Annotated in this window: 20 protein-coding genes; 8 read left to right on the forward strand and 12 right to left on the reverse strand. The window is 64.7% G+C overall.

The window, feature by feature from the left end:
* Window positions 1-56: 56 nt before the first annotated feature.
* The 8 genes from AC1DV8_RS16960 to coxB all read right to left on the reverse strand — a co-directional run bounded on the left by AC1DV8_RS16960 (window position 57) and on the right by coxB (window position 6,475).
* The gene (locus AC1DV8_RS16960; protein ID WP_477158252.1) at window positions 57-833 is read right to left on the reverse strand and encodes an SURF1 family protein; all 777 of its coding nucleotides are present in this window, start codon (window positions 831-833) and stop codon (window positions 57-59) included.
* Window positions 826-1,203: a DUF983 domain-containing protein gene (locus AC1DV8_RS16965; RefSeq protein ID WP_477150585.1), complete on the reverse strand. Its 378-nt coding sequence runs from the start codon at window positions 1,201-1,203 to the stop codon at window positions 826-828. Before AC1DV8_RS16965 ends, AC1DV8_RS16960 begins: the two co-directional genes overlap by 8 nt.
* 110 nt (window positions 1,204-1,313) lie before the next feature.
* Entirely contained in the window at window positions 1,314-2,162 is an 849-nt protein-coding gene (locus AC1DV8_RS16970) for a cytochrome c oxidase subunit 3 (RefSeq protein ID WP_477150584.1), read from the reverse strand.
* Between the two features lie 2 nt (window positions 2,163-2,164).
* Window positions 2,165-2,716: a cytochrome c oxidase assembly protein gene (locus AC1DV8_RS16975; RefSeq protein ID WP_477158253.1), complete on the reverse strand. Its 552-nt coding sequence runs from the start codon at window positions 2,714-2,716 to the stop codon at window positions 2,165-2,167.
* Window position 2,717: 1 nt separating this feature from the next.
* Complete coding sequence (locus tag AC1DV8_RS16980) at window positions 2,718-2,876, reverse strand: hypothetical protein (protein WP_477150582.1); 159 nt, start codon at window positions 2,874-2,876, stop codon at window positions 2,718-2,720.
* On the reverse strand, window positions 2,876-3,805 hold the full coding sequence (locus AC1DV8_RS16985; protein WP_477158254.1) for a heme o synthase: 930 nt from the start codon (window positions 3,803-3,805) through the stop codon (window positions 2,876-2,878). The genes AC1DV8_RS16980 and AC1DV8_RS16985 overlap by 1 nt, the downstream gene beginning before the upstream one ends.
* Before the next feature lie 54 nt (window positions 3,806-3,859).
* A complete protein-coding gene (ctaD, locus tag AC1DV8_RS16990; protein ID WP_477158255.1) occupies window positions 3,860-5,554 on the reverse strand; it encodes a cytochrome c oxidase subunit I in 1,695 nt (564 codons plus the stop codon).
* 60 nt (window positions 5,555-5,614) lie between these two features.
* Complete coding sequence (coxB, locus tag AC1DV8_RS16995; RefSeq protein ID WP_477158349.1) at window positions 5,615-6,475, reverse strand: cytochrome c oxidase subunit II; 861 nt, start codon at window positions 6,473-6,475, stop codon at window positions 5,615-5,617.
* Window positions 6,476-6,896: 421 nt separating this feature from the next.
* Between coxB and AC1DV8_RS17000 the strand changes: the two genes are divergently transcribed.
* Both AC1DV8_RS17000 and AC1DV8_RS17005 read left to right on the forward strand, forming a co-directional pair.
* Window positions 6,897-7,409, forward strand: a complete 513-nt coding sequence (locus AC1DV8_RS17000) for an invasion associated locus B family protein (RefSeq protein WP_477158350.1) — start codon at window positions 6,897-6,899, stop codon at window positions 7,407-7,409.
* Between the two features lie 11 nt (window positions 7,410-7,420).
* The gene (locus AC1DV8_RS17005; RefSeq protein WP_477158256.1) at window positions 7,421-8,119 is read left to right on the forward strand and encodes a gamma-glutamylcyclotransferase; all 699 of its coding nucleotides are present in this window, start codon (window positions 7,421-7,423) and stop codon (window positions 8,117-8,119) included.
* A gap of 168 nt (window positions 8,120-8,287) precedes the next feature.
* Here AC1DV8_RS17005 and AC1DV8_RS17010 read toward each other — a convergent pair whose 3' ends face one another.
* On the reverse strand, window positions 8,288-8,560 hold the full coding sequence (locus AC1DV8_RS17010; protein ID WP_477158257.1) for a hypothetical protein: 273 nt from the start codon (window positions 8,558-8,560) through the stop codon (window positions 8,288-8,290).
* Between the two features lie 177 nt (window positions 8,561-8,737).
* On the opposite strand from AC1DV8_RS17010, the gene AC1DV8_RS17015 reads away from it, so the two are divergent.
* Window positions 8,738-9,625: a LysR family transcriptional regulator gene (locus AC1DV8_RS17015; protein WP_477150575.1), complete on the forward strand. Its 888-nt coding sequence runs from the start codon at window positions 8,738-8,740 to the stop codon at window positions 9,623-9,625.
* Window positions 9,626-10,164: 539 nt separating this feature from the next.
* Here AC1DV8_RS17015 and AC1DV8_RS17020 read toward each other — a convergent pair.
* The gene (locus tag AC1DV8_RS17020; protein ID WP_477158258.1) at window positions 10,165-10,770 is read right to left on the reverse strand and encodes a MarR family winged helix-turn-helix transcriptional regulator; all 606 of its coding nucleotides are present in this window, start codon (window positions 10,768-10,770) and stop codon (window positions 10,165-10,167) included.
* Window positions 10,771-10,956: 186 nt separating this feature from the next.
* Here AC1DV8_RS17020 and AC1DV8_RS17025 point away from each other — a divergent pair, with 186 nt between their 5' ends.
* The 4 genes from AC1DV8_RS17025 to AC1DV8_RS17040 all read left to right on the forward strand — a co-directional run bounded on the left by AC1DV8_RS17025 (window position 10,957) and on the right by AC1DV8_RS17040 (window position 14,773).
* Window positions 10,957-12,012, forward strand: coding sequence for an ATP-binding cassette domain-containing protein (locus AC1DV8_RS17025; RefSeq protein WP_477158259.1), 1,056 nt, complete (start codon window positions 10,957-10,959; stop codon window positions 12,010-12,012).
* A 100-nt stretch (window positions 12,013-12,112) separates the two neighbouring features.
* Window positions 12,113-12,871, forward strand: coding sequence for an ABC transporter permease (locus AC1DV8_RS17030; RefSeq protein ID WP_477150572.1), 759 nt, complete (start codon window positions 12,113-12,115; stop codon window positions 12,869-12,871).
* Between the two features lie 204 nt (window positions 12,872-13,075).
* Window positions 13,076-13,720: a glutathione S-transferase family protein gene (locus tag AC1DV8_RS17035; protein WP_477158260.1), complete on the forward strand. Its 645-nt coding sequence runs from the start codon at window positions 13,076-13,078 to the stop codon at window positions 13,718-13,720.
* Between the two features lie 183 nt (window positions 13,721-13,903).
* On the forward strand, window positions 13,904-14,773 hold the full coding sequence (locus tag AC1DV8_RS17040; RefSeq protein WP_477158261.1) for a hypothetical protein: 870 nt from the start codon (window positions 13,904-13,906) through the stop codon (window positions 14,771-14,773).
* A gap of 77 nt (window positions 14,774-14,850) precedes the next feature.
* On the opposite strand, the gene AC1DV8_RS17045 is transcribed toward AC1DV8_RS17040, so the two are convergent.
* Both AC1DV8_RS17045 and AC1DV8_RS17050 read right to left on the reverse strand, forming a co-directional pair.
* On the reverse strand, window positions 14,851-16,215 hold the full coding sequence (locus tag AC1DV8_RS17045) for a glutamate--cysteine ligase (RefSeq protein ID WP_477158262.1): 1,365 nt from the start codon (window positions 16,213-16,215) through the stop codon (window positions 14,851-14,853).
* 82 nt (window positions 16,216-16,297) lie between these two features.
* On the reverse strand, window positions 16,298-17,047 hold the full coding sequence (locus AC1DV8_RS17050) for a 16S rRNA (uracil(1498)-N(3))-methyltransferase (RefSeq protein WP_477158263.1): 750 nt from the start codon (window positions 17,045-17,047) through the stop codon (window positions 16,298-16,300).
* Window positions 17,048-17,104: 57 nt separating this feature from the next.
* Here AC1DV8_RS17050 and ubiA point away from each other — a divergent pair, with 57 nt between their 5' ends.
* Window positions 17,105-18,040 carry a 4-hydroxybenzoate octaprenyltransferase gene (gene ubiA / locus AC1DV8_RS17055; protein WP_477158264.1) on the forward strand — a complete coding sequence of 312 codons (936 nt, stop codon included), beginning with the start codon at window positions 17,105-17,107 and terminating at the stop codon, window positions 18,038-18,040.
* Window positions 18,041-18,157: the final 117 nt, after the last annotated feature.

An 18,157-nucleotide genomic window follows, 5' to 3' on the forward strand; every position in this document is an offset into this window, starting at 1 on the left:
GGATTGCGCCGCACCCTATTGAAACTGGGGCTGCGCCGCAAGTTTCATGGCTTGTATCATCGCTTGGGTGGCTGTGGCGGCCGTTGCCGGCGGGCCCAGAACCAGAGCAGGAACGGCACCAGCGTGGCGAAGCCGAACCAGGTGATGGCATAGCCGAGATGGTTGTTGGGGAAGCTAACGGTGGTCTCCCCGCCCTGCGGCAAGGCCCCGCCGGGGCTGGCCGGAAGGTCGATGTAGATCGGCGCGACAGGCTGGGGCACCGCCCCCGCGAGCGAGGCCAGCCGGTCGGTGTTGCGCACCCATTCGACACGCTTGGCCGTGTCGGGAGCCGGCGTGAAGCTGGTGATGGCCTCGGTGGCTCGGGCGATGCCGGTAAGGCTGACAAGGCCGGGTTCAACCACACCACCGGCGGCGAACGCCTCGGCCGACTCCTGCGGGACGAAGCCACGGTTGATGAAGACAGTGCCGCCGGCAGCGAGCGCCAGGGGTGTCATCACCCAGTAGCCGGGACCGGAGAGCTTACCGTGCTGATCGGCAAGGCTGGTGAAGACCAGCACGGTTTCGGACGGCAGGAAGGTGCCGGAGGCGATGACCGGGCGATAGTCCCAGGCTTCCGCGTCGAAGGCGCCCCACTCGGCGAGCGGCGGCAGCTGCTCGGGCGGCTGGTCCATGCGCGACGCCACGTTGGTGATCAGCCGTTCCTTCTCGCCGAGGCGCTCGACCTGCCAGATGCCGAGGACGGTGAACAGCACCATCAGCACCAGCATGAAGGCGATGAAGCCCCAGAACAGCAGGCGCGAGGGCCGCCGCTCGGCCGTGATGTCGTCAGCCATCGAGACGACCTTCACCGGCCTTGTTGTGGTATTGCAGCGCGATCATCGTCGCCTTGAACGGCCGAAGCAGCAGCAGCGACAGAATCACCGTGCCAGGGAGCCAGAGCAGCAGGTGAACGAACGGCGGCGGGTGGAACAGCCCTTCGACGGCGGCAGCCGCTCCGACGATGACGAAGCCGACGATCAGGATGATGAACACCGCCGGCCCCTCAGTGCCCTCGGCAAAGCTGAGGTCGAGGCCGCAGCTCTCGCAACGCTTCATGGGCTTTAGGAAGCCCGAGAATAGTGGTCCCTCACCGCAGCGCGGGCAGCGGCAGGCAAGGCCGGTGGCGAAGGGAGATGGGAGGCGTTCGGAGGTGGGCTCGGTCATGGCGGGTTTCTATCACATCCGGAAAGCGCGGGACGCGTCATTGTCGCGCAGGCCAAAAGGCAAAGGGCGCGGCTGGAGCCGCGCCCTTTGAAGATCCTAGCAGGTCCACCTCAGTGGTTGAGCGTCACGCCCCAGCTGCCCCAGACGTAGATCGAGGCAAACAGGAACAGCCAGACCACGTCAACGAAGTGCCAGTACCAGGCGGCGAACTCGAAGCCGAGGTGATGCTCGGGGGTAAAGCTGTCGCGCATGGCGCGGATCAGGCAGACGATCAGGAAGATCGTACCGATCAGCACGTGGAAACCGTGGAAGCCGGTGGCCATGAAGAAGGTGGCGCCGTAGATGTTCGCACCCTCGCCGCCAAACAGGAACCCGGCCTCGGAATACTCGAGCGCCTGCACGCAGGTGAACAGCGCGCCGAGCGCGATGGTGATCACCAGGCCCCAGACGAGGCCGCGCTTGTCCTTGTGAAGCAGCGCATGGTGGGCCCAGGTCACCGCAGTGCCCGAGGTCAGGAGGATCAGCGTGTTGAACAGCGGTAGGTGCCAGGGGTTGAACAGCTCGACGCCGGTCGGCGGCCAGGTGGTGCCCAGGGCCGCAATGCGGGCGTACTGCTCGTGGGCCTCCTGGTTGAAGAAACCGTCGAAGTAGGCCCAGAACCAGGCGACGAAGAACATCACTTCGGAAGCGATGAACAGCATCATGCCATAGCGGTGATGCATCATCACCACCGGGGTATGGTCGCCGGCCTTGCCTTCCTTGATGACGTCGCTCCACCACGCATACATGGTGTAGAGCACGCCGATGAAACCCACGATCAGCAGGTATGGCGGCAGGATCTCGTGGAACCACAGGATGGCGCCGAGCGCCATGACGAAGGCGGACACCGAGCCGACGAAGGGCCAGGGACTGGGGTTTACCAGGTGATAGTCGTGGTTGGGCTTGGCGTGCGCAGCCATGGTCAGCTTCCCTCGCTCTTAACGGCGTAGAATGTATAGGACAGGGTGATATCGCGAACGGTATCGAGATCGCCATTCTCGGCAATATCGGGGTCGACGAAGAAGACGATCGGCATCTCGACGGTTTCGCCGGGCTGCAGCGTCTGCTCGGTGAAGCAGAAGCACTCGATCTTGTTGAAGTAGATACCGGTCTGCTCCGGCGTGACGTTGAAGATCGCCTGGCCGGTGATCGGCTTGTTCGAAGAATTGTGGGCTGTGAACGTCACCGTCTCGACGTTGCCGATCTTGTCGGTGACGGGCTTGGCGGGTGTGACGGTCCAGGGCAGGCCACCCTCGACATTGGAGTCGAAGCGCACGGTCATCTCGCGGGCGATGGCGCCCTTGGGGTTGCCGGCGGAAACCTGCGTGGTGCCGCCCAGCCCGGTGACCTGACAGAACAGTGCGTAGAGCGGCACGGCCGCATAAGCCGCGCCTACCATCAGGGCAACCACAACCAGCAGCGTCAGGGCGACGTGGCGGTTGCGGTGACTGTTCGGGAGCGAAGCGTCGGTCATGTCAAAGCGGCCGGTCGAGCACGGCGGGACCCATCTTCACGATGGTCAGCACGTAGACGATGATGACGAAGGCGCCGAGGGCGAGGCCGAGCGCAATCGAGCGCCGGCGGCGGCGGGCAGCCAGCTCGGCCTCTTCGTCGCGTTTGACTGGTTCAGCCATCAGAGCCATCCCAAGGTGGTGGCTACGTGATCGGTGATCAGCGCCAGGAAGATCACGAAGAGATAGCTCAGCGAGTAAGTGAACAGGGCGCGGCCGGCCTTCTTCATCGCCACCGTCTCGGTGGTGCGGAAGAGGACCCAGGCGAACCAGAGGAAGCCAATGCCGGTCGCGACGGCGGTAGCGGTGTAGATCACGCCCATGAAGCCGAGCCAGCCAGGCACCAGCGTCGAGGCAACCAGCACCACCGAGTAGGCGAGGATCTGCAGCTTGGTGGAGGCCTCGCCCGCCACGTTGGGCATCATCGGGATGCCGGCGGCGCCGTAGTCCGACTGCTTGTAGAGCGCCAGCGCCCAGAAATGCGGCGGCGTCCACAGGAAGATGATGAGGAACAGCACGACGGATTCGATGCTGATGGTGCCGGTGACAGCGGCCCAGCCGACCATTGGCGGGAAGGCGCCGGCGGCGCCGCCGATGACGATGTTCTGCGGCGTCGAGCGCTTCAGCCACATCGTGTAGATCACGGCGTAAAAGAAGATGGTGAAAGCTAGGAGACCCGCGGCAACCCAGTTGGTGGCGAGGCCGAGCAGGCACACCGAAAAGACCGACAGCACGAGGCCGAAAGCCAGGGCGTGATCGCGTTCCATGCGGCCGGCCGGGATGGGCCGGTTGGCGGTACGGCTCATCAGCGCGTCGATGTCGGCGTCGTACCACATGTTCAGCGCGCCCGAGGCCCCTGCCCCGATGGCGATGCAGAGAATGGCGACCGCGCCGACGAAGGGATTGATGCCGACGGGGGCGAGCAGCATGCCGACGAGGGCGGTGAACACCACCAGCGACATCACCCGCGGCTTCAACAGCGCGAGATAGTCTTCAACCCGCGCCTCGTGGGCGTGGGTCGAGATCTCATTGCTGTGGTGCACGTAGGCCAATGTCTCTCGCCCTTGTGGCAGCGGGGCCCGGAAGCCCCGCCACAGGTTCTTGGATCAGTGGTTCGTGTCGGCGCCGATACGCGGCAGCGTCTCGAACTGGTGGAACGGCGGCGGCGACGACAGCGTCCACTCGAGAGTGGTCGCACCATCACCCCAGGGATTGGCCGGAGCCGGACGCTTCTTACGAGCGGCCTCGAACAGGATGTAGAGGAACAGCACCAAGCCGGCGAAGGTGATGTAGTAGCCGACCGAGGAGACGCGGTTCCACAGCGCGAAAGCATCGGGATAGTCGATGTAGCGACGCGGCATGCCGGCGAGGCCGAGGAAATGCTGCGGGAAGAAGATCACGTTCACGCCGACGAAGGTGATCCAGAAATGGATGTTGGCCAGCGTCTCGTTGTACATGATGCCGAACATCTTGGGGTACCAGTAGTACCAGGCGGCGAAGATGGCGAACACGGCGCCCAGCGACAGCACGTAGTGGAAATGTGCCACTACATAATAGGTGTCGTGTAGCGCACGGTCGGCACCGGCATTGGCGAGCACCACACCGGTCACACCGCCGACGGTGAACAGGAAGATGAAGCCGATCGCCCAGAGCATTGGCGTACGGAAGCTGATGGAGCCGCCCCACATGGTGGCGATCCACGAGAAGATCTTCACGCCCGTGGGCACCGCGATGACCATGGTGGCGGCCACGAAGTAGCGCTGCACGTCGAGCGACATGCCGACGGTATACATGTGGTGCGCCCACACGATGAAGCCGACGCCGCCGATGGCGATCATGGCGTAGACCATCGCGAGGTAGCCGAAGACGGGCTTGCGCGAGAAGGTCGAGACGATGTGGCTGACGATGCCGAAGCCCGGCAGGATCAGGATGTACACCTCGGGGTGACCGAAGAACCAGAACAGGTGCTGGAACAGGATCGGATCGCCGCCGCCCTCAGGCGCAAAGAAGTGGGTGCCGAAGTTGCGGTCGGTCAGCAGCATGGTGATCGCCCCGGCGAGAACCGGGAGCGACAGCAGCAGCAGGAAGGCGGTCACCAGCACCGACCACGGGAACAGCGGCATGCGATGCAGGGTCATGCCCGGCGCGCGCATGTTGAAGATGGTGGTGATGAAGTTGACGGCGCCCAGGATCGAGGAGGCGCCGGCGATGTGCAGGGCCAGGATGGCAAAGTCCATCGCTGGGCCGGGCTGCCCGGATGTCGACAGCGGCGGGTAGATGGTCCAGCCGCCGCCGGTGCCGTAGGCGCCCGCGGGGCCCTCGAAGAACATCGAGAGGACCAGCAGCAGGAAAGCCGGCGGGAGCAGCCAGAACGAGATGTTGTTCATGCGCGGGAAGGCCATGTCCGGCGCGCCGATCATCAGCGGCACGAACCAGTTGCCGAACCCGCCGATCATCGCCGGCATCACCATGAAGAAGATCATGATCAGCGCGTGAGCGGTGGTGAACACGTTGTACATGTGCTTGCCGGCATCGAGCGCGGCATCGCCCGACGTGCCGTAGACCATCGCGGCAAGGCCGTGGAAGATCTGGATACCGGGTTCCTGCAGCTCGAGGCGCATGGCGCCCGAAAGCAGACCACCAATCACCCCCGCGACGATCGCGAAGATAAGGTACATCGTGCCGATGTCCTTGTGATTGGTCGAATAGACGTAGCGCCGCCAGCCGGTCGGATGGCCATGATCATGCGCCGCGGCGTGGCCGTGGTCATCATGGGCTTCCAAAGCGTGAGTATCGGCCATTCTGAGCGATCCCTTTTCGTATCACCTGGGGCGCCGGGTCGAGGACCCGCGCACGGGTCCTTAGCTGAGTGCAGGCAGGGTGGCGTTGGCGTCGTCGACGGTACCCGCCTCGAACGCTGCCATCCAGGCCGCAAATTCTTCCTTCGTCACGACGCGCACAGCGATCGGCATAAAGGCATGGTCCTTGCCGCACAGTTCCGAGCACTGACCATAGTAGATGCCGGTCTTGCGGGCATTAAACCACGTCTCGTTGAGCTTGCCGGGAACGGCGTCGATCTTGATGCCGAACGAGGGCACGGCGAAGGCGTGAATCACGCCCGACGGATCGGCGGTCACCTGAACGCGCACGGTGGTGTCGACGGGAACTACCAGCTCGTAATCCACCGCGAGCAGGCGCGGCTGATTGGGCTTCAGGTGCGGGCGGTCCTTACCGTCCTTGTCGACTTCCTGGAGGATGTTGGACGAGAGCGACTTGCCCTGGTCGACATATTCAAAGTCCCAGTACCACTGCTGGCCGGTCGCCTTGACCGTCAGCTCGGGGGCCGGAACCTCGACGTCGCCGAACGAGAAGATGTTCGAGCCGAGATACTTGCGCTGCCCATCGGGGACGGTGAGCTGATCGGTCAGCACCGCGAAGGACGGGATTGCGATGATCACGAGGATCAGGATCGGCACGACGGTCCAGACGATCTCGACCAGCGTGTTGTGCGTGGTGGAGGACGGCTTGGGGTTCGACCTGGCATTGAACCGTACGATCACGACGATCAGCAGCACCAGAACGAGCACTGCGATCAGCACGGCAGTCCACAGCAGCGGGCCATCGTGGAAGGCGTGGATGGAATCCATGATCGGGGTCACGGAGGGCTGCAGCCCGATCTGACCGGGCACCGGATGGCCTTGCTCCTGCGCAGTTGCCACCATCGGCAGAAGCGCAAGGGCTGCGGCTCCGAGCGAGCCAATCGAACTCAGTAGTTTGCCGGTCACCTAAAACCCCCTTGAGATCCCGTCTGGTCCGGTATTCTAGCGCGGGTTGAGGTGTCAAATGCGGCATAGCGAAACGCCGCCCCGACTCAACCTCGGAGCGCTTGAAACTTGGAACGTGTCTAAACCACATCGGCAGACCCAAGGCAATTCATGCCTCTCGCCACACCGTGCGTCAAAACGCACCGTTCGGGTGGAAGGGGCCCCGCCTCATGCTCGCCTTGATTGGCAGGCGTTTATCCGCGGCGCCATGCGGGACGGCTTGTTGACAGCCGCGCGGGGCTAACCGACTAAGTTGCTGAGCCTGCGGAAACGCGGGATTCGTTATGTCACATATAGAGAGAGTGGATCGGTGCAGCCAATCCTCGGGCTAGTTGTTCGGACGTTCGCGGTTGTTGGCGCGGTGGCCGCGATTGCGGCGGGTCTGACGTCCCCTGCCCTGTCGCAGGGCGTGGTCAAGGCGCAGTACGGCGACTGGCAGATGAGCTGCGACACGCCTCCGGGCGCCAGCTTCGAGCAATGCGCGCTAATCCAGAACGTCTCGGCCGAGGACCAGCCCAATGTCGGGCTGTCGGTGATCGTGCTCAAGACCGCCGACAAGCAGGCGCGGCTGCTGCGGGTGCTGGCGCCGCTGGGGGTGCTGCTGCCGAACGGGCTCGGGCTCAATATCGACGGCGCCAATATCGGGCGCGTGGCCTTCGTGCGCTGCCTGCCCAACGGGTGCGTCGCCGAGGTGGTGCTAGACGACGAGCTGATCGCCAAGCTCACCACCGGCAAGAGCGCCATTTTCTTCGTGTTCAAGACGCCCGAGGAAGGCATCGGCATCCCGGTTTCGCTCAACGGCTTCGGCGACGGCTTCGCGCAACTCCCGTAGGATCAGCGCCGATGGGCCAGCCGGTGCGGCAGATGCGCTTGAACGAGGCCCATGTGGCCCGGATGGCGCTACTGGTGCAGCCGGATGGGGCGGTCCCGCCAAGCGAGGCTGCCACCGACGAGGACTACAAGCAGTTCGTGCAGGACATCCTCAGCGGCAGCGATGGCTCGGATCAGATCTGGGTGTTCGCCTATGGCTCGCTGATCTGGAAGCCGGCCTGCGACTTCGTCGAGATCCGCACCGGGCTGCTGCGGGGCTGGCATCGCGCCTTCTGCCTCGGCTGGAACACCTGGTTCCGGGGCTCGAAGAGTAATCCCGGGCTGATGCTTGCGCTGGACCGGGGCGGCGCCTGCAAAGGCGCGCTGTATCGGCTGCCGCCGGGCCAGGCCGAAGACAACATCGAAAAACTCTGCCGGCGCGAGATGAGCCAGAAGCCGTCCTCGTTTCCGCCGCGCTGGGTGACAGTTGCCACCGAGCATGGGCCGGTGCGGGCGTTCACCTTCTGCATCGATCGCAACAGCGGGCGCTATGTCTCGGGGCTGAGCGAGGCGCAGGTCGCCGATGTGCTGGCGAAGGCCGTGGGGTCGCGCGGCTCGATGGTCGAGTACCTGTTCAATACGGTCTCCCATCTCGAACAGTTGGGTATCCACGACCCGCATCTGTGGCGGCTGCAGGAGCTGGTGGCTGAGCGGCTGGACGCGATGGGCTAGGCGCCCCCTCCACCAAGCTTTGCTTGGTCCCCCTCCCCCGCTGCGCCGGGGAGGATCAGACAAAAAAGCCGGGCCCTGGAGCCCGGCAGTTCATCAGGAAACAAGGCCGGTGGGTGAACCGACCCGAAGATGGCACAATCTGGGATTGAGCCAACGAGGAGACTCACCTCAGGGGTTGAGCCAATTCCGGGCGCTCTCGGCGCGCTTCTGCGACAGCTTGTAGCCGGGGCGCTGGCTGGGGCTGTCGAGCGCTTCGAACAGGTCCTGGCGGTTGATGCCGAGGTCCTCGAGGCGAGCAACGTCGTAGTCGAGAAGCGACGCAAGGGCGATGCGCTGGGTTCGCGCAGCCCGGGCTTTGGCGAACCAATTCACCAGTGCGCTCAGCGGGTTGGACGACGCGGCAGCCATCGACGGCCGCTCGCTCGAAAGCAAGTGGACCATGGTCCTTCTCCAATTTCATCTTTGCCTGGGCGGGAGTGCCGGGGCGGGGAAAGCGATCGGAGGATCGCCGGTGGCGACCTCGGGATCACCGATGGGTGGTGATATGAGCCCTTGCCTTCCATTCGTCCAACAAATAGATTTCATCCTCGTCATCAAATTTCGTGATGGAGAAGCGGGATGACCACTCCCCTCGATCTCGACCAGTTGCAGAGCTTCTGTGCCATCGCCGATTGCGGCAGTTTTACCGAGGCGGCGCGCCGGGTGAACAAGACGCAGTCCGCGGTTTCCATGCAGATCAAGCGGCTCGAGGAGCGGCTCGGACAAGCGCTGCTCAGTCGCGACGGGCGCACGGTGGCGCTGACCGAGTATGGCGATGCGCTCTATGCGCGTGCGCGGCGCATGCTGCGGATCAATGCCGAGATCATGGACGTGTTTTCGGATGGCGACCTCAAGGGCTCGATCCGCTTCGGTGTGCCGGACGACTATGCGGTGCGATTGCTGCCGGTGATCCTCTCGAGCTTCCAGCGCACGCATCCCAAGATCGTGGTCGATGTGCGCTGCCAGCCGTCGGAAGAGCTGCTCGATGGGATGAAGAAGGGGCGCTACGACCTCATCGTCTTCACGCAGGGCACGAACCACGAATATGGCGAGATGTTCCGCACCGAGCGGATGTTCTGGGTTGCCTCGCATGGCGGCCAGGCGCTGGCCACCGAGCCGCTGCCGATCGCCGGCGGGTTGCACTGCTGCTGGAAGGAGAACGCGGTCGAGGTGCTGAACCGCATCGGTCGCGACTATCGCATCGCCTATACCTCGTCGAACGCTATGGCGATCGCCAGCGCCGTGCTGACCGACCTCGCGGTCGGCTTCCTGCCCGAGAGCGCGCTGCAGCCCGGCATGCGTGTGATTGCCGAGGACAAGGATTTGCCGCGGCTGCGCGACGCCGAGATCGCCATCATGCGCGCGAGCCACGCCTATGGCGGGATTTATGATGCGCTTTCGAGCCACATCGTTGCCAGCATGGGCAACCTCGACGGCAAGGACAGCCTGCCGATGGCGGCGGAATAGGCGCGACGAAGCGCCCGACAGCCCGTGGGCTTCGGTAGATTCAAAGAGCAGGCGGTTCCGGCGTGGCTTCGACCACGCGGGTAGTCCGCAGTATGAAGGCCGTCGCCACGCCGGAACTGTTCGGGGTTTTTGCGGGGACCATGAGGAAGCGTTCGCACGCCGTGCCAGGCACGGAAACGGTGGACGGGTGCCCATAGCCGCGGCCGCCRGRGGACGGCTCCCCCAGCACCGAARTCGCCCCACCGACCGTCCGTACGCGACCGCGCCCGCGTGGGTGACGAGGGCAGGATCGCACGGGTTCGGAGTGGGGGGATAAGTCGGTGACGATTTTTCTTCCGCCGCCACCAACCGTCATCCCGGCGAAAGCCGGGACCCAGTGCACTGGGTCATGCACTCGCTCTTAGCCCTCCGACCTTGCCGTGATGGACCGGCACGGCCGGTGCCCAGACCGACTGTCTGAGCAGTGGGTCCCGGCTTTCGCCGGGATGACGGCTGGTGGGGAGGATGAAAAGTGCCCACCGGTCTGCCAGCCGTATCCCCTACTTCTCCTTCAGCAGCTCGTTCAGCTCTGTCTGCAGCCTGGGGCGGCCCGCTTCCACGGCGCGTTCGAAGGCGCGGGCCTGGATGAGGCGGGCGGTGGGGGTGGTGGCTCGGGGGTCGAGGTGCTCCTTGAGAGCAGCGGCCATTTCGTTCTCTACGAAGGTGCCGATCTCCAGATACTCGAGGATGGCGCGGACCTGGTCGGGGGTGAAGCGGGCCATCATCATCGGGCCGGTCTTTTCGTAGTGACCGAAGATGCGTGCGGTGATGTTGCGGGTGTCCTCGGTCAGTTCGACCCAGATCTTCCGCCGGTCGAGAGTGTCGCGGATGCGGCGGACATAGCCGGCGGCCTCGAGGCGATCGATCACTGCAGTGACGGCGCCCGTAGTCAGGCCGCTGTCATTGGCGAGCTGGCCGGCGCTCACCCTGCCCCGCCGGTCGATCAGATCGAGGCAGCGGCCGTCGGTACGGTTGATACCGAGGAACTGGGTCAGCGTTTCGTCGAAGAGGTCCGTTGCGGTCTGGCTGGCGCGAACGGCTTCCTTGAAACGCAGGCCGAATTCCTGCTCCGATTTTTCTCTTGACGCGTTGATATCTTGATCCATAAGATAATTATACGATGAGACATCGAGGAATGCAAGATTCCTGGATGTCGCATGGACCGCCCACGACGATACGCGAATGCGATGCGAGATACGCGGATGCGATCTCGTAATCGCAACCGCGATCAAGCCGGGTGGCCTGCAAAACGATCATGAAGACGACGCAACCGACGGCCGGAGGGCCGGCGCATGAAACCGCAATCGCATCCATTCCAGCCGATCCGGCGCATGCCGGTGGAGCTGTTCGCCGTGCCGCGCAATAACAATGAGGCGCAAGTGACCAACACGATCATCGAGGCAAAGGGCCTCAAACGAAGCTTCAAGGCGCGGGGCGCCAAGGGCAAGACCATCGAGGCGGTGCGCGGCATCGACCTTTCCGTTCGCGAAGGCGAGATCGTCGGCTTTCTGGGGCCGAACGGCGCCGGCAAGACCACGACGCTGAAGATGCTCTGCACGCTGCTGACGCCGACCGACGGCTCGGCGACGGTGGTGGGCGCGGACCTGCGCCGCGATCCGGTCGAGGTACGCCGGCGTATCGGCTATGTCAGCCAGGCGGGCTCCACCTCGCCCGAGGCAAAGGTGGGCGAGGAGATCGTCAGCCATGCGCGGCTCTATGGCATCGACAAGCCGGTGGCGATCCAGCGGGGCAAGGAGTTGCTCTCGGCGCTCGACCTGGCCGAGATCTGGGACCGCACCTGCGGATCGCTCTCGGGCGGGCAGCGGCGGCGGCTCGATATCGTGATGGGGCTGATCCACCAGCCGCGGCTGGTATTCCTCGACGAGCCCTCGACCGGGCTCGACCCGCAGAGCCGGGCGAACCTGTGGAATCACATCCGCAAGCTTCGCGACGAGCTGGGGACCACGGTGTTTCTCACCACACACTACATGGACGAGGCCGACTCGCTGTCGGATCGCATCCTGATCATCGACCATGGGACGATCGTTGCCGAAGGCACGCCGGCAGAGCTGAAGAAGCGGGTGTCGGGTGACACGATCACATTGACGCTGCGCACGGAGGCGGACGCGACCGCGTCGGCCAGCATTGCGGGCCGTCTGGTCGGCGCGGATGTGCCGGTGACCGAAGCCAACGTCGTGCGTTTCCATGTGCCCGATGGAGCGACGGCGCTGCCGGTGCTGCTCGGCGACCTCACCAAGGCGGGGATCGACGCGATCGGCGTCGATGTGAACCGGCCGACGCTGGACGATGTGTTCCTGACGCTGACCGGACGGTCGCTGCGGGATTGAACTGACTGAGCGTGTGGCTCCCCCACCCTTGATCCCTCCCCGCAAGGGGGAGGGTGACGACTGAGGGGGCGGCGCGCCTGAAACTTGGAAGGTTTGGGAAATGTCCTTCATTCGCGATACCTGGATCATCTTTGCCCGGGCTATGAGCCTGTCGCTGCGGCAGCCGCTGTGGGTGGTGATCGGGCTGCTGCAGCCGATCCTCTATTTGACGCTGTTCGGGCCGCTGCTGCAGACGGTGGCGGCGACCTCGGGGTTCCAGGGGGATGCCTGGCAGGTGTTCGTGCCGGGGCTGCTGGTGCAGCTCGGGATTTTCGGCGGGCTGTTCGTCGGCTTCGGGATCATCGCCGAGTGGCGCTCGGGGGTGATCGACCGGCAGCTGGTGTCCCCGGCGGCGCGGACTGCGATCATCGCCGGGCGGACGCTGCGCGACGTGGTGGTGATCACCGTGCAGGCGATCGTCCTGGTGGGCGCGGCGTTCTTCATGGGGCTGCGGGTGCCGGTAGGGGCGTTGCTGATCGGGCTGGTGCTGGTGGCGCTGCTCGGGGCGGCGTTCTCGTTCATCTCGAACGCCATTGGCATCGCGACCAAGAGCGAGGACGCCCTGGCGCCGATGGTCAACACGCTGGCGCTGCCGATCCTGCTGCTGTCGGGGATATTGCTGCCGATGACGCTGGCGCCGGCCTGGCTGCAGGTGGTCGCCAACTTCAACCCGTTCAAGCACATCGTCGAAGCGCTGCGATCGGTGTTCCTGGGGAACTTCGGCGAGCCGATCGTGTGGATCGGGTTGGTGCTGGCCGTTGTGCTGGTGGTGATCGGGGCCTGGGTGGGCAGCCGGGTGCTGGCGGCGCAGACGAAATAGGCTGGCAGGGGCTTTGGTCGCCCCCTCCACCGCCCATGGCGGTCCCCCTCCCCCGCCGCGCGGGGGAGGATCACGGAGAGAGCTGTTCCCGGCGCCGTGACGCGAATTATTTATGCTGGCCTGTCGAATCTCGCTTCGACCGTTCGATTATCAATGAAGGCTTGCAGGCCTTCGCGATGATCACGGAACGCACGGAGCCTTGCGATGAAGCCCACTATCACCGCCTTTGAACGGTCGCCCGACGGCGGCAAGGGACTGTCGCGCGACATGCGCGTGCGCTGGGCGCTCGAGGAAGTCGGCCAGCCCTACGAGGTGCGGCTGGTTTCCTTTGCTGCGATGAAGCAGCCAGCGCATCGGGCGCTCCATCCTTTCGGGCAAATTCCCACCTATGAGGAGGGCGACCTGGTGCTGTTCGAGTCAGGCGCCATCGTCTTCCATATCGCGGAGCGGCATGCCGGGCTGCTGCCGGGCGATGCCAATGGCCGGGCGCGGGCGATCATGTGGATGTTTGCGGCGCTCAGCACCGTGGAGCCGCCGATCCTCGAGCTCCAGACGGCGAGGTTCGCCGAGGGCAACGAGAGCTGGGCGGCGGAACGCTTGCCGCTGGTCAAGGACCGCATCCGCGTGCGGCTGGCCGAGCTGTCCGAACGCCTTGGCAACAGCGAGTGGCTCGATGGGGCCTTCAGCGCGGGTGACCTGATGATGGTGCACGCCCTGTCGCGGCTCGGGCCGTCGGGCCTGCTCGCGGAGTATCCGAACATCGACGCCTATGTCGCGCGCGGACAAGCCCGCCCCGCATACAAGCGAGCCCAACTGGCGGTCGCCGCGGTTGCATTGCAGGCCGTTTGAGACGGTCCGCTGCGCCACTTCGACGGGTCGAGATGACCGCGGTCCGGACCTCGGCTTCGTCGAAGTAGATAGACGGACGTGTTGACGACTCCGGCGTGGCGTTTGAGAACAGGGCGCGAGGCTGTTCGCTGAGGGTCTGACTTGAAGCTGATCGTTGTCACTCCCGCTGGGCGGGAGCGCTATATGCGTTTGCTCAGCCACTACGTTCTCGGCAGCGCCGAGGTGGTCGAATGGCAGCTGTGGGACAATTGCCGCAACGACGCGGACCGGGCCTACCTCCAGCGGCTGGCGGCCAGCGACCCACGCTGCACGATCAAGCGACTCGCATCGGCAGACGGCACGAGCCAGAACATCGGCGACTTCTTCCGTTTCTGCGACGATCCGGAAGCGCTCTACCTGCGGCTCGACGACGACATCGTGTTCACCGAGCCGGGGTTCTTCGAACGCTTCAAGGCGAGGGCACTCGCCAGCCGCGGCGAGGCGCTGTGGTTTGCGCCGCTGATCATCAACAATGCGGTGTGCAGTTCGTTGATCCAGAGCCTCTCGAAGGTGCGGATCGAAGGAACGATCACCAGCCAGGCGATGTGTCCGTACAGCTGGGCGCATCCGAGTTTTCCCGAAGCGATGCATCCGGTGCTGATCGAAGCGGCCCGGAAGGGACGGCTCGACGATTTCCGCGTGCCGGATCGGGAAGTGCGGCTGGGGCGGTTCTCGATCAATGCGATCGGCTTCTTCGGCGCTGAAGTGATCGCGCTGGGCGAACTGTTTCATCCGCCCGACCAGAACGAGGAAGAGTGGCTTTCGGCCGTGCTGCCGGCCAAGTTGAATCGGCCGGGCAAGGTGCTCGGCGACCTGCTGGTGTCGCATTTCAGCTTCTACACGCAGGAGCGCCGGCTGCTGCAGACGGACCTTCTCGAGAGCTACTACGAGCTGGCGGGGCTTGACTGGCCTGGTTTCCTCAAGCCAAAGCGCGATCGGCTGAACGAGGCTTACATGAAGTGGCGGCAACGCAAGCGGCCGATGCCGAAGTACCGGATTTCGCTGGCGGATTAAGCTGCGGGCCGGGCGCCCCGTCCACCACCCTTCGGGTGGTCCGCCTCCCCCGCCCCGCGGGGGAGGATCAAGAGAAACTAGATTTCGGCTTCGTCGAAGATGCGGGTGAGGTCGCCGGCCCATTCACCGTTGTATTTGTCGAGCCAGCGTTCGGCCTGGGTTTTACCGAGATCGAGGGTTTCGTTGAGCGGATCGAGGAAGATCGTCTCGTCCTTGCCGGCGGCGAGGTGCTTGCGGCGGCGGAGGCCGTCGCCGGCGAGGTCGACCACGAGGCGGGCGATATCGGCGACGGTGCCGCCGCGGAACTTGGTGTGGATGGCGGTGCGGGGGACTTCGTTGCGGAGCGTCTGACGCTCGGCATTGGTCCAGTCGCTGACCAGGTCCCAGGCGGCGTCCAGCGCTTCGGAGTCGTAAAGGAGGCCGGTCCAGATGGCGGCGAGCGCGAGGACGTGGCCGCGATCGCCCATGTCGGCGCCGCGCTGCTCGAGGAACTGCTTGAGGCGGACCTCGGGGAACAGGGTCGAGAGGTGGTTTTCCCAATCCTTGATGGTCGGGCGCTCGGCGGGAAGCTGGGGGAGCTTGCCCTGCATGAAGGCGCGAAAACTCTCGCCCGCGACGTTGATGTATTCACCCTTGCGGATGACGAAGTACATCGGCACATCGAGCGCGTATTCGGCGTAACGATCGAAGCCGAAGCCGTCTTCGAACGCGAAGGGCAGCATGCCGGTGCGGGCGCGATCGGTGTTGAGCCAGATGTGCGAGCGGAAGCTCAGGTAGCCCGAGGGCTTGCCGTCGACGAAGGGCGAGTTGGCGAAGAGCGCGGTGACGATGGGCTGCAGCGCCACGGAGACGCGGAGCTTCTTGACCATGTCGGCTTCGTCGGAGAAATCGAGGTTCGCCTGCACGGTGGCCGAGCGGTACATCATCGAGGTGCCGAGGCTGCCGACCTCCTGCATGTATTTGGTCATGATGCCGTAGCGCGACTTCGGCATGGCGGCGATTTCGGCGACGGACCAGAGCGGGGTGACGCCGAGGCTGAGGAAATGGATGTTGAGCGGGCCGCCGATGATGCGGCAATCCTCGAGATGCGCGTCGAGCTCGGCCGCGGCATCGTGGATGGTGAGCTGCGGGGCGCCGCTCAGTTCGAACTGGCCACCGGGCTCGAGCGAGATGCCGCCGACGGCGCCGAGGTTGCGCAGCCCGATCGGGTTGCCGCGATCGAAGAACGGGTGCCAGCCGGTGCGAGCCTCGATGCCCTTGAGCAGGGCATGGATGCCGTCGTCGCCGGCATAGGGGACGGGACGGAGCGGGGCTTTGCGATAGACATGCTTTTCGTGCTCGGTGCCGACGCGCCACTCGGATTTGGGCTTGCCGCCGACCGCCATGACCTCGAGCAGGTCGTCCCGCGTTTCAATCAGCGGTGCGTTTTCTTCGCCGGCCATAGGCACTCCAACAGGCAAGACTGCCGGGCTCCGGGCCGGGCGCGGCGGACAATAGCCAGCCGCGCTCCGAATGCAATGGGCTTTATCGCCAATCGCCGATGGTCGATTGAACGACGGCGAGAGCAGCCACCGCAGCGGTGTCGGCGCGGAGGATCCTGGGGCCGAGACTGATCGGGATTACAAAGGTTTGGGCGAGGAGGAGCTGCCGCTCATCGTCGGAGAAGCCGCCCTCGGGGCCGACCAGGATGCCGATGGGGAGGCCGTCGAGATCCATCAGCTGGGTGTTCGGGGCGTGGTTGGGGGCGCTTTCGTCGGCGAAGATCAGGCGACGAAGGCCGTGTTTCTGCTGCCAGGTGGAGATGAGGTCGGTGAGCGCCACCTCGTCCGCCAGCTTCGGGACGCTGAGGACTTCGCACTGCTCGGCGGCTTCGATGACATTGGCGTGGAGCTTGTCGGACTTGAGGCGCGAGACCTGGGTGAAGCGGGTGATCACGGGCTGGATGATGCCGGCACCCATCTCGGTGGCCTTCTGCACGAGGTAGTCGAGGCGGCCAGTTTTCAGCGGTGCGAAGCCGAACCAGAGATCGGATTTTTCGGTCTGGTGCTGGGTTTGCACCACGAGTTCGAGGGTGGCGCCCTTGCGGTGATCGTCGGCGATACGCGCCATCCAGGCGCCGTCGGTGCCGTTGAAGACCACCAGCGCATCGGCTTGTTTCATGCGCAGCACGGTCAAGAGGTAGTTGGTGTGCTCGCGACCGAGCTCCAGCTTCGCGCCTGCGGCGAGCGGCGCCTCGATGAACAGGCGAGGCAGGGTCTTGTGCGATCTGGGCATCGTGGTACGCGTGATATGAAACTGGCCGCAGGGCCATTACGACACACAAGACAGACGATGCAAACCCCTGACAAAGCAGCAGGTACGGTAGCGGACGCGAGCCGCGGCAACTGGCTCGATCGCTACGCGCCGGAGTGGCTGAAGCCTTACGGGCGGCTGGCGCGCTGGGACCGGCCGATCCCGTTGCTGCTGCTGTTCTGGCCGTGCGGATTTGCGCTGGCGCTGGCAGCGCTGGCGAACCCAGCACGCGGGTTCGACTGGTGGGCGCTGGTGCTGTTCTACATCGGCTCGGTGGCGATGCGCGGGGCGGGCTGCACGTTCAACGATATCGTCGATACCGACATCGACATGAAGGTGGCGCGGACGCGCTCACGGCCGATCCCGTCGGGCCAAGTGACGAAGCGGCAGGCGGCGCTGTTTCTCGTCCTGCAGTCGCTGGTCGGGCTGGTGGTGCTGCTGCAGTTCAACGGCACAACCGTGCTGCTCGGTGTATCGTCACTGGTGCTGGTGGCGATCTATCCGTTCATGAAGCGGGTGACGTGGTGGCCGCAGTTGTTCCTGGGGTTGGCGTTCAACTGGGGCGCGCTGGTGGGCTGGACGTCACAGACCGGTTCCCTCGCCCTGCCCCCGCTGCTGCTTTATGTCGGCGGGATCCTGTGGACGATCGGCTATGACACGATCTACGCGCTGCAGGACATCGAGGACGATGCGCTGGTGGGGGTGAAATCCACCGCGCGATTGTTCGGGCGGCGGGCGCGAATATTGGTGGCGCTGTTCTATGCGGCGGCGGTGGTGCTGTGGGTGGCGGCGGCGCTGCTGGTGGGTGCGGGATGGCCGTTCCTCGTGGGCATGCTGGTGGTGATCGGCATACTGGGCTGGCAGATTAGGACGCTCGAGCCGCGGAACCCGGCGAATGCGCTGGTGCGGTTCCGGGCCAACCACTGGGTGGGACTGGCCTTCACCCTGGCGCTGCTGCTCGATCTCGCGATCTGATTGTGCAGATTGCTGCACAATCTTTCCTGATGTCGCCGACTTCTGCATAAAGCCTTGAGCGGGTATTTCTTCGGGCAACGAAACCCGGAGATGGACATGCCGAAACTGAAGGTCATT

The organism is Devosia sp. P3_B2 (assembly GCF_056402875.1).

Excerpts from the sequence above, each read along its gene's own strand:
- AC1DV8_RS17045 (WP_477158262.1), bottom strand. The coding sequence starts at position 16,215 with ATGGCCGGCGAAGAAAACGCACCGCTGATTGAAACGCGGGACGACCTG.
- AC1DV8_RS16960 (WP_477158252.1), bottom strand. The coding sequence starts at position 833 with ATGGCTGACGACATCACGGCCGAGCGGCGGCCCTCGCGCCTGCTGTTC.
- AC1DV8_RS17020 (WP_477158258.1), bottom strand. The coding sequence starts at position 10,770 with ATGGATCAAGATATCAACGCGTCAAGAGAAAAATCGGAGCAGGAATTC.
- AC1DV8_RS17010 (WP_477158257.1), bottom strand. The coding sequence starts at position 8,560 with ATGGTCCACTTGCTTTCGAGCGAGCGGCCGTCGATGGCTGCCGCGTCG.
- AC1DV8_RS16970 (WP_477150584.1), bottom strand. The coding sequence starts at position 2,162 with ATGGCTGCGCACGCCAAGCCCAACCACGACTATCACCTGGTAAACCCC.
- AC1DV8_RS17030 (WP_477150572.1), top strand. The coding sequence starts at position 12,113 with ATGTCCTTCATTCGCGATACCTGGATCATCTTTGCCCGGGCTATGAGC.
- AC1DV8_RS16980 (WP_477150582.1), bottom strand. The coding sequence starts at position 2,876 with ATGGCTGAACCAGTCAAACGCGACGAAGAGGCCGAGCTGGCTGCCCGC.
- AC1DV8_RS17050 (WP_477158263.1), bottom strand. The coding sequence starts at position 17,047 with ATGCCCAGATCGCACAAGACCCTGCCTCGCCTGTTCATCGAGGCGCCG.
- ctaD (WP_477158255.1), bottom strand. The coding sequence starts at position 5,554 with ATGGCCGATACTCACGCTTTGGAAGCCCATGATGACCACGGCCACGCC.
- ubiA (WP_477158264.1), top strand. The coding sequence starts at position 17,105 with ATGCAAACCCCTGACAAAGCAGCAGGTACGGTAGCGGACGCGAGCCGC.
- AC1DV8_RS17025 (WP_477158259.1), top strand. The coding sequence starts at position 10,957 with ATGAAACCGCAATCGCATCCATTCCAGCCGATCCGGCGCATGCCGGTG.
- AC1DV8_RS17005 (WP_477158256.1), top strand. The coding sequence starts at position 7,421 with ATGGGCCAGCCGGTGCGGCAGATGCGCTTGAACGAGGCCCATGTGGCC.
- AC1DV8_RS17040 (WP_477158261.1), top strand. The coding sequence starts at position 13,904 with ATGCGTTTGCTCAGCCACTACGTTCTCGGCAGCGCCGAGGTGGTCGAA.
- coxB (WP_477158349.1), bottom strand. The coding sequence starts at position 6,475 with ATGGTGGCAACTGCGCAGGAGCAAGGCCATCCGGTGCCCGGTCAGATC.
- AC1DV8_RS17035 (WP_477158260.1), top strand. The coding sequence starts at position 13,076 with ATGAAGCCCACTATCACCGCCTTTGAACGGTCGCCCGACGGCGGCAAG.
- AC1DV8_RS16965 (WP_477150585.1), bottom strand. The coding sequence starts at position 1,203 with ATGACCGAGCCCACCTCCGAACGCCTCCCATCTCCCTTCGCCACCGGC.
- AC1DV8_RS16975 (WP_477158253.1), bottom strand. The coding sequence starts at position 2,716 with ATGACCGACGCTTCGCTCCCGAACAGTCACCGCAACCGCCACGTCGCC.
- AC1DV8_RS17015 (WP_477150575.1), top strand. The coding sequence starts at position 8,738 with ATGACCACTCCCCTCGATCTCGACCAGTTGCAGAGCTTCTGTGCCATC.